This window comes from Acetobacter papayae JCM 25143, from assembly GCF_000613285.1.
Lineage (GTDB): Bacteria > Pseudomonadota > Alphaproteobacteria > Acetobacterales > Acetobacteraceae > Acetobacter > Acetobacter papayae.
The window spans coordinates 1-7,262 of the sequence record NZ_BAIN01000093.1 but is presented as its reverse complement, the minus strand read 5'-3'; the positions used below and the strand labels follow the sequence as shown (position 1 = coordinate 7,262).

Annotated in this window: 14 protein-coding genes and 1 pseudogene; 14 read left to right on the top strand and 1 reads right to left on the bottom strand. The window is 61.1% G+C overall.

What is annotated here, in order from left to right; all coding sequences use genetic code 11:
* The first annotated feature begins 123 nt into the window (after positions 1-123).
* The 6 genes and pseudogenes from JCM25143_RS21080 to JCM25143_RS24395 all read left to right on the top strand — a co-directional run.
* Entirely contained in the window at positions 124-840 is a 717-nt protein-coding gene (locus JCM25143_RS21080; RefSeq protein ID WP_051543391.1) for a ParB/RepB/Spo0J family partition protein, read from the top strand.
* Complete coding sequence (locus JCM25143_RS21075; protein WP_148300149.1) at positions 827-1,783, top strand: hypothetical protein; 957 nt, start codon at positions 827-829, stop codon at positions 1,781-1,783. The genes JCM25143_RS21080 and JCM25143_RS21075 overlap by 14 nt, the downstream gene beginning before the upstream one ends.
* Positions 1,780-2,088 (top strand): hypothetical protein, encoded by a 309-nt coding sequence (locus JCM25143_RS21070; RefSeq protein WP_051543387.1) that lies wholly within the window; start codon positions 1,780-1,782, stop codon positions 2,086-2,088. The genes JCM25143_RS21075 and JCM25143_RS21070 overlap by 4 nt, the downstream gene beginning before the upstream one ends.
* Positions 2,089-2,258: 170 nt before the next feature.
* A complete protein-coding gene (locus tag JCM25143_RS13820) occupies positions 2,259-2,627 on the top strand; it encodes a hypothetical protein (protein WP_025861630.1) in 369 nt (122 codons plus the stop codon).
* Between the two features lie 64 nt (positions 2,628-2,691).
* On the top strand, positions 2,692-3,135 hold the full coding sequence (locus tag JCM25143_RS13815) for a DUF6878 family protein (RefSeq protein ID WP_025861629.1): 444 nt from the start codon (positions 2,692-2,694) through the stop codon (positions 3,133-3,135).
* A pseudogene (locus JCM25143_RS24395) lies at positions 3,029-3,400 on the top strand (DUF6915 family protein); the annotation flags it as partial. The gene JCM25143_RS13815 and the pseudogene JCM25143_RS24395, both read left to right, overlap by 107 nt.
* A 5-nt stretch (positions 3,401-3,405) precedes the next feature.
* Here JCM25143_RS24395 and JCM25143_RS25475 read toward each other — a convergent pair.
* Entirely contained in the window at positions 3,406-3,705 is a 300-nt protein-coding gene (locus JCM25143_RS25475) for a hypothetical protein (RefSeq protein WP_159101656.1), read from the bottom strand.
* A gap of 54 nt (positions 3,706-3,759) precedes the next feature.
* Between JCM25143_RS25475 and JCM25143_RS24390 the strand changes: the two genes are divergently transcribed.
* The 8 genes from JCM25143_RS24390 (at position 3,760) to JCM25143_RS13770 (ending at position 6,999) form a co-directional block, all read left to right on the top strand.
* The gene (locus tag JCM25143_RS24390) at positions 3,760-3,981 is read left to right on the top strand and encodes a hypothetical protein (protein ID WP_234395304.1); all 222 of its coding nucleotides are present in this window, start codon (positions 3,760-3,762) and stop codon (positions 3,979-3,981) included.
* Positions 3,921-4,163, top strand: a complete 243-nt coding sequence (locus JCM25143_RS24385; RefSeq protein WP_369347377.1) for a DUF6876 family protein — start codon at positions 3,921-3,923, stop codon at positions 4,161-4,163. Before JCM25143_RS24390 ends, JCM25143_RS24385 begins: the two co-directional genes overlap by 61 nt.
* A gap of 305 nt (positions 4,164-4,468) precedes the next feature.
* Positions 4,469-5,017 carry a hypothetical protein gene (locus JCM25143_RS21065; protein WP_051543385.1) on the top strand — a complete coding sequence of 183 codons (549 nt, stop codon included), beginning with the start codon at positions 4,469-4,471 and terminating at the stop codon, positions 5,015-5,017.
* 106 nt (positions 5,018-5,123) lie between these two features.
* Complete coding sequence (locus tag JCM25143_RS13790; RefSeq protein ID WP_035371381.1) at positions 5,124-5,420, top strand: DUF5983 family protein; 297 nt, start codon at positions 5,124-5,126, stop codon at positions 5,418-5,420.
* Positions 5,421-5,503: 83 nt separating this feature from the next.
* Complete coding sequence (locus tag JCM25143_RS13785; RefSeq protein WP_025861625.1) at positions 5,504-5,968, top strand: DUF3085 domain-containing protein; 465 nt, start codon at positions 5,504-5,506, stop codon at positions 5,966-5,968.
* Positions 5,969-6,185: 217 nt separating this feature from the next.
* On the top strand, positions 6,186-6,425 hold the full coding sequence (locus tag JCM25143_RS22155) for a hypothetical protein (protein WP_148300147.1): 240 nt from the start codon (positions 6,186-6,188) through the stop codon (positions 6,423-6,425).
* On the top strand, positions 6,422-6,598 hold the full coding sequence (locus JCM25143_RS22470; RefSeq protein WP_159101655.1) for a hypothetical protein: 177 nt from the start codon (positions 6,422-6,424) through the stop codon (positions 6,596-6,598). Before JCM25143_RS22155 ends, JCM25143_RS22470 begins: the two co-directional genes overlap by 4 nt.
* Positions 6,599-6,618: 20 nt before the next feature.
* Positions 6,619-6,999: a hypothetical protein gene (locus JCM25143_RS13770; RefSeq protein WP_025861624.1), complete on the top strand. Its 381-nt coding sequence runs from the start codon at positions 6,619-6,621 to the stop codon at positions 6,997-6,999.
* Positions 7,000-7,262 lie beyond the last annotated feature (263 nt).

Below are 7,262 nucleotides of genomic sequence, written 5' to 3'. Positions count from 1 at the left end.
GGCGCGGCCTTGCCCGCCCGCCCAAGCTGCGACCGCGCGGAAAACATCAGGAGATTGATAAAAAGAGCAGATCAGCTCTGACGCAATCGCCTGCCAGTTTTCCCCATGATCAGGAGCCTCTCCATGGAACTGCGCGTCGTCGATCCGAAAACCCTTCTCGACAATCCCGAAAACCCCCGCACCTCGGCTCCCAATGTCGAGGCCGACCGACGCCTCGCCCATAATATCAAGGTGGTGGGCCTGCTGCAGGCGCCACTGGTGCGCGAACTGCCTGACGGCCAGCTGATGATCGTGGCAGGCCATCGCCGCCGCCGGGCCTGCGTTCTTGCGAAAATGCGCGAAATGCACGTCATTGTCACATCTGCTGATGAAAAACTGGATGGGCTGGCGGCTGGTTCCGAGAACATTATCCGTGAGGCGATGACGCAGAGCGAGCAATGGCGCTTTGTCGATAAGTCCCGCCGCGAAAAAGCATATACGGACGCACAGATTGCCCGCGCGTTGATGGTCACACCCGCCTATCTGAAACGCCTCTCACTTCTGGCGGGTCTGCATGACCCGATCCTGCATGCCATCGACATGGGGCGCGGCCCGGACTTCAACGATCTGAAGGTGATTGCCGCCGCCCCAGTGGAAGAGCAGCGCGCCGCATGGGCTGAAATATTTGAGGATATGGTCGAGGAGGATGCGGACCCGGCCGAGTATCGTCTGAACGCCGAAGACCCCGAGGACACCGTGCCCTGGCGCGAGCTTGCCCGGTTTCTGAGACAGGCACGGTACATGGCGTGGATGCCCGCTTTAATGACGCGACGGCCAAGCCTGCGGCGTGGTGTGGGCTGAAGACCTGTTTGGCGAGGGCGGGAAGGATAACCGCTTTACCGAGGATGGCTCGGCTTATGCCGCCGCACAGGAACAGTGGCTGGCCGAGTGCGTGCCCGAGGGTGGGGTCAAGATGGAAGCCGGCGAGTATGGGCAGGCGGCTACGCCAGATGGCTATAAGCGGGTGACGAACTGGATGGCGGCCGAGGAAACCGATGTGATGGGGTATTTCCTCAACCCCAATACCTTGAAGATCGACGAGATCCCGTTGCGTCCGCTGGGAACTGAAGAACAGGGAACGGCTGCGGCTCCGCGCAGCCTTGCGCCGACCAGTGTAGCGGCGCCCAAAGAGCGGGCGGCCATTTCCGGTACGGGGCTGGCCATGTTGGGCCAGATCCGCACACAGGCGTTGCATGCAGCGCTTGATGCGGTGGTTGAGGATGTAGACCCGTGGGATCTGGTTGCGGCCTTGCTGCTGGCCCTTGGCGGCAAGAATGTCTCAGTGCGTACCCCTGAACGTGAGCCTTATGGTCAGATGAGCCGACAGGAGACCGCTTTGGCTGCGCTCTTCCCCGAAGGTGTGTTGATCCGTGATCCGGCACTCCTACGACAGGAGGCGGTGGCCGTGCTCAAGAATGTCGCAAACTGTACGATTAGCCAGCATAGCGGCAGTGGTCTAACGGCCCAGATCATGGGGCTGCTGTTCGACGCCGATGCGCAGATGCCCAATATGGCGTTCGACGACTTCCTCAAATGTTTCAGTAAGCCCGGCATCATGGAGGCGGGGAAGGCGCTCAAACTCCTGCCTCGCAACACCGGCAAGGAGATGCGTAATGCCATCATGGCGCATGTGGGGCTGATGGTCGGTGGGTGCCCGAGCAGGCCGGGTTTGGGTCTGCTGCTGAGGACTGGAAAGTTGAACTGGCCGCTATGGTGCGTAATGCTGAAAGGCTGGCCTCTTTGAGAGGCAGTCATGAGGGCGACGACGAGGAAGAGGGTGAATTCGATCACCTGCTTCCCGTTGAAGAAGAACTGTATGGAACTGGTCTGGAAGGGCCGGACGAGGCTGAAACTACGCCGTCAGAAAACACTGACGTAGGCGAGGCTCATGACCCTGAAGAACAGAAAGAAGACGCAGCCGAGCTGCAGAACGCTCTGCTTGAACAGGCCGCAGAGGCCCTGACGTCGGACGCTGCCGATGCTGACGCGCGGGCCGCAGTGAAAGCCCATCTGGACAGCCACCTTGAGGTGGTGAGGATCGCCGCCTGACGGCGGTAACTCCCAGACCAAAATCCCAAAAAACACAGACCAGACAGCGCGCCTGCCAGAACGGAGCCGCGCGTTCAAACGGTGGGGCTTCGCTCCCGGCGCTGCGCGCCGCGTTTGAGCGCGCGGCCGCCGTCCCGGCAGGCAGCAGGTATTCAGAAAAGGAGAATGCCATGCGTCCGATTGCCTTCCTGCCTCCCGCGGCCAAAAGGCCCACCCCGTCACGCTGGGCCTGTGTGGACGCTTCCGTAACGTGCCGGCGCTGCCATCACGAATGGCCCGCTGGTGATCCGGCCTACCAGATGGCGTGTCGTGGCTGTGGGGCGCTGTCTGGTCAGCCCTGCTGCCGCCCAGAGGGCGGGAACGAGCGCGTGTGCTTCCAGCGTGATCAGGATGCGCGCAGGGCCGGGCTGCTGATCCCCTGCGAGGGGCTGAGCTGGGACGGCCGCCATGACAAGCCCCTGAAGCTCTCCCTGAGCCGCTCACCTGACGCGCGCGCGGTGCTGAGCGGTGCGCCTCCCGCCCGTCGTTTTGCTGCCTGACCCAATGCAGGGAGGCCCGACCGCCAGCCTGCATCCAGAGAAAACAGACCAAGGACTAAAACTGATGACCGAGACACTGACGATGCTTGAACAGATGGATCGCTACACGCGCCTCAAGCGCGAAACCCGGACTGAAGACAGAGCGACCGTCATGGCGGCCCTGAAGGCGTGTGGCATCACGAAAGTCGTCATGCGCTATGACGGATATGGTGATTCCGGCGGCGTGGAGGAGTGCGTCGTTGAAGGCGGGCAGGGACAGGAAAGCCTGACGACCCCCATCCAGACGACCTTCGTTGACTGGTCATCTGGAGAGAAGACTATCCAGATGTCGCCGTTAAGGGACGTGCTGGAAACGCTCACCATGCAGTACGTGGATGTTGAGCATGATGGGTGGGAAAATAATGAAGGCGGCTCCGGCGATGTCACCTTTGATCCGGTCGCAGATACGATCACCGTGTCTCATACCGAGAACTATATCACCCATGAAGACTTCGTACACACCTATTGAGGCCAGAGAGGGTGATATGGCGCATAGCTATTTCCACGCGGTTATCACCGCGAAAAAATGGGGCGGTATTCCTGAGGATTATCAGGCAATTCATAGCTGGTTCGATGGGTCAAAATCCATTCTGGCCGACATGCGGCACAGAGCCCTTCGCCATCATGCTGAAGGCATTTTCATGGCTGAACAGGTGTTCGGTATCACCATAGTAAATTCGGCCGGGCGCACCGTTCCGGTGCGCCTCATCGGCGAACAGCATGTTCTGGACGATCTCGGTCATATCCCGAGTTTCGCGGACTGGGCGCGGGCGATTGAACCCGCACGATGGATGGTGCGGGTGTCGCCACACGCGCCCTCCACGCCGCCGGTTGCGCCAATGGGGTCGTTGCCCATCGCTGCGTAATGGTTGGTGTCGTGCGCCTCAGACGTTTGCCTGCGCACAAATGGACACAAACGCGCAGAGCAGAACAGCAGCAGAAAACACACAAAAACAGCAAAACGCGCCAGCCAGAACGGAACCGTGCGTTCAAACGGTGGGGCTTCGCTCCCGGCGCTGCGCGCCGCGTTTGAGCGCACGGCCACCGTTCCGGCAGGCAGCAGAGTGTCAAAAAACCAGAAAAGGATACAGGCATGTCTGCAACACTTGAACACACCCAGCCTGCTGCGATCACGGCCGAGGCGCTGGCACAGTTTATCGGCACGACCCGGTATTACCGCTACACGATGGGTTTGCTCCTCACCGATGGGGCGGCGTATCTGCCAAAAATGGCGCAGGCTGGCTGCTGGATATCGTGGCAAGTGCCCGCCTGGTTCCGGCCGTCCGCCGTGCCGAGTTCGAGTTCTGGACCCTGAGGGTGGATCTCACCAAACACTGCGCCGAAGTTGTGTGTACGGATGGCAACGGCGAACGCGAGGCCAACATCCTTTATCGCCAGCGTGTCGGCTATACGGATTTCCCGCTGGCTGAACTGAAACTTTATGCCGTCGCCGATAGCAATCTCGGCAAGGTCGTCATGCTCACATCCGAATACTGAGTGAGGGCGGGGCCGTGCGTGCGCCAAAATGGACACAGCAACGCGCGGGCTCCTCCGGCCTTTCGTTGGGTATGGCCGCGTAAACAACGCCACTCAACAAAAAGAAAACAGCAAAACACAAAAACAAAACCCGCTGCCACGTCTGGGAGGCCGCCACCAGAGGCAAGCTCTGGCCCCGGCCTCCCAGACGTGGCGGACGCGGAAGGGTTGAAAACAAATCATGAAAAGGAAGCCATCATGCCCGTCTGAAACTCAGCGCCAACCGCGCCACCCGTCAGCACGATGATCTGGGATCCTCCACGAGCATGGAGCTGCTTGGAAATTTTTATCCGGCTCAGGACATTGTCGCAACGCGGCTTGATCAGATCCGCAGTGCCGTAATCGAATACGGAGCCCGTGTCGCCGCAGACCGCCCGCAGGAAAGCTTCATGGTCATGATCACCGTGCCGCGTGGGCAGCGCCGCCCGGCAGGTTTTGAGGCCGCGTATCGTGAGGGGTCGCTGGGGACGAACGCGTGGATGCACGAGATTTTCAAGCGCCCGCTGCCGATGCCCGACGATTACGGGGTGCGGATGTGGGGCGGGCCGCATACCCCGTTCCAGTTCGTAGACTGCGCCCCGCTCTGGCCCGATGAAACCCCGGATGAGTTTACTGGCCCGGCAGCAGGCCATATCGGCCTGTATGGGTGGCTGCGGGCAACCAACGCACGGGTGCAGCGCCTGAGCCAGTGCACCCATATGCTCCTCGATGTCGCGACCGTTGCGGAACTGCGTGCGGCTTACGCCGCGCGCCGCCATCCGCTGAATGTGGCACAGGACGCCCTGCGCGCGGCGCCGCAGGCTCTCGCCGCCTGAAGACGATGGGCAGGGGCTTCCTGCCCAATGCAGGGCCTAAGCGGGTGGCCCTGCGGCCTGCCCCGCTGACGCGGGGCTTTGTCCTTTTGCTTCGAGGATTCCGGTCATGCCGACACTCAGTTTGCCCATCGAGCGCATTGCCGATGCGAGTACAGCCCATCTCTCGCCCGAGGACCGGGTACTTCTCACCCGTTATATCGAAACAGAAGGGGCGGATGGTCTGTCCTGTCTCGCTGGTCCGTATGGGTGGCTGATTTACGCCTCATCGGAACTGCGGGCGGCGGAGCACGCCTCGCCTGGCCTCGCGGCCATTCTCGCGGCGGCGCGCGCACAGGGCTGTGCCTACGTCCTGTTCGACCGCGACGGCCTGCCCGTCGATGGCGTTCAGACCTTCGATTTCTAAACCTGCGCTTATTCAGCCCCAAAGGGCGGGACACTCCGGTGTCCCGCCCTTTTTTTTGCACCATCAGGAAAGGAAAACACCCCATGAAACTTCATTTTGACCGCGCTCTGGTGGCGCGTCTGCTCGCCCATGCCGAAGCCGCTAAAACTCATAGCCCGACACTCGATCAGCTTTTTTCGCCTGAATACCAGAAAGAGCGCGTTATCGATCGCGTGCCAACGCATGAGGACATTGATGAGACGCGCATTCCAGCGGGACTGATGCTGGTTGGTGATCAGGGGGTGTACCTCATGTCCAATGGCAAGCCCTGCCTACCTGACCCGGATGGTGCGCCCAATCTTGTGGCTTATGCGAAGGAGGCCGACCCCCGAGGGTCTTCCAGTGATTGGTACGATGCCAAACTGGCTTCTTTTGGTGGGGATGACGGCGCGGAATTTCTGAGTGCCGAGGTGATCCGCCAGGCTCTGGAGGCCACGGGCGACAGGCCAGTCTGGATCGATGTCAGCCCGACTGACATCAGGGCCCCGTGCCTGTCAGGCGCCCAATAAACGGCAGAAAAAACAAAAGAAATAAAAAGGAAAACAAAAAACACAAAAAAGAAGATCGCCTCTCATAGTCCGTCACGCAGGCTAAGGGTCCGTCGCAGGCTCCCGGCGCAAGCGCCGCCCTTAACCTGCGCGCCGGCCGATGAGCCGGCTGAAAGGGTCAGAAGAAAATCCAAAAAGGAGAAAACGATGTCTGATCCTGTCACTTTCAAGAGCCTGCGTGTGGGCACTCGTTTCCGGTTTGCGGCAACCCCGCAGCAGAACTTACAAGAAGCTGGGGCCGAACCAGTATCGGGTGGCCAATCATACCCATCTCTTCCGGGCAGAAAACGAAACGCTGGTAATCGCACTGCCTGACCTGCCCCCGGAAAAACCTTGCGAGTTTCTGCCCCTCGGCCGGGCGGGACGAGGGCGGCATGTGGCGCAGTCCAGTGCGACCGGTAAAGGAGAGGGCGCATGAAACTCTCTCCCCAGACATGGCAGGACATCAGGGATATGGCGGGCTTTCTGTTCGGGGTGGCCGGTCTGCTCGTGCTGATCAGCGGAATCCTGTTCGGCCCGGACGTGCTGAGCGCCATCGCCGCCGACCACCCGATCGCCATGGTGCAGGAGGCCGTTCTGGCCGCGCGCTGATCCTCAACCGGAGAATAACGATGTTCAGACAGTATTATGCGGGGCGCTGGTTTGCGCCCCGCGACAACCCCCTGCGTGTCGGCCCGATTGCGGTCGGTGCGCTGTATCGTCTCCCCGAATATCTCGACCACGGACGCCCGGTGCGCTGGCAGGTGCTGGCGTTCCTCAACGGGGTGTGCGCGGACACACGCTTCAATGCGACAACCCGGCGCTGGGAAGACCGGGTGATCTCGGGCCGTTCCGATCGCGCGCTGATCCGCCGTCTTGCCGATGGCGCGGTGCATGAGATCGCGGTGCGTTGCCTGATCACTGTGGACGACGAGACGCCCGAGCTGGTGCGGCCGTCGCTGCCCGATGTGGTGCGCTGGCACCGGGGCTTTCAGATCCGGCAGGCCGCTTAGGCCTGTTTTTTGGGCTACGTCCCTGCCTTTGCGGGTGAGGGACGTGCGGCCCGCCTGTCCTCAATGCTTTACGGAGAAAAGACTATGGTTCGTCCTACACCATCCAATGTGACTATTGTGGAATTTGGCCCGCGGGAAATGCACCGAGCACACCCGCTGTCGCGCATGAAACCCGTGCGCCTTCTGTTGCGCGAGCAGGCACAACTGGAGAGTGAGGCGGGTGAGGGGCTTTTGCCCGCCGCGACTGTGCCGCCCTGCGTCGG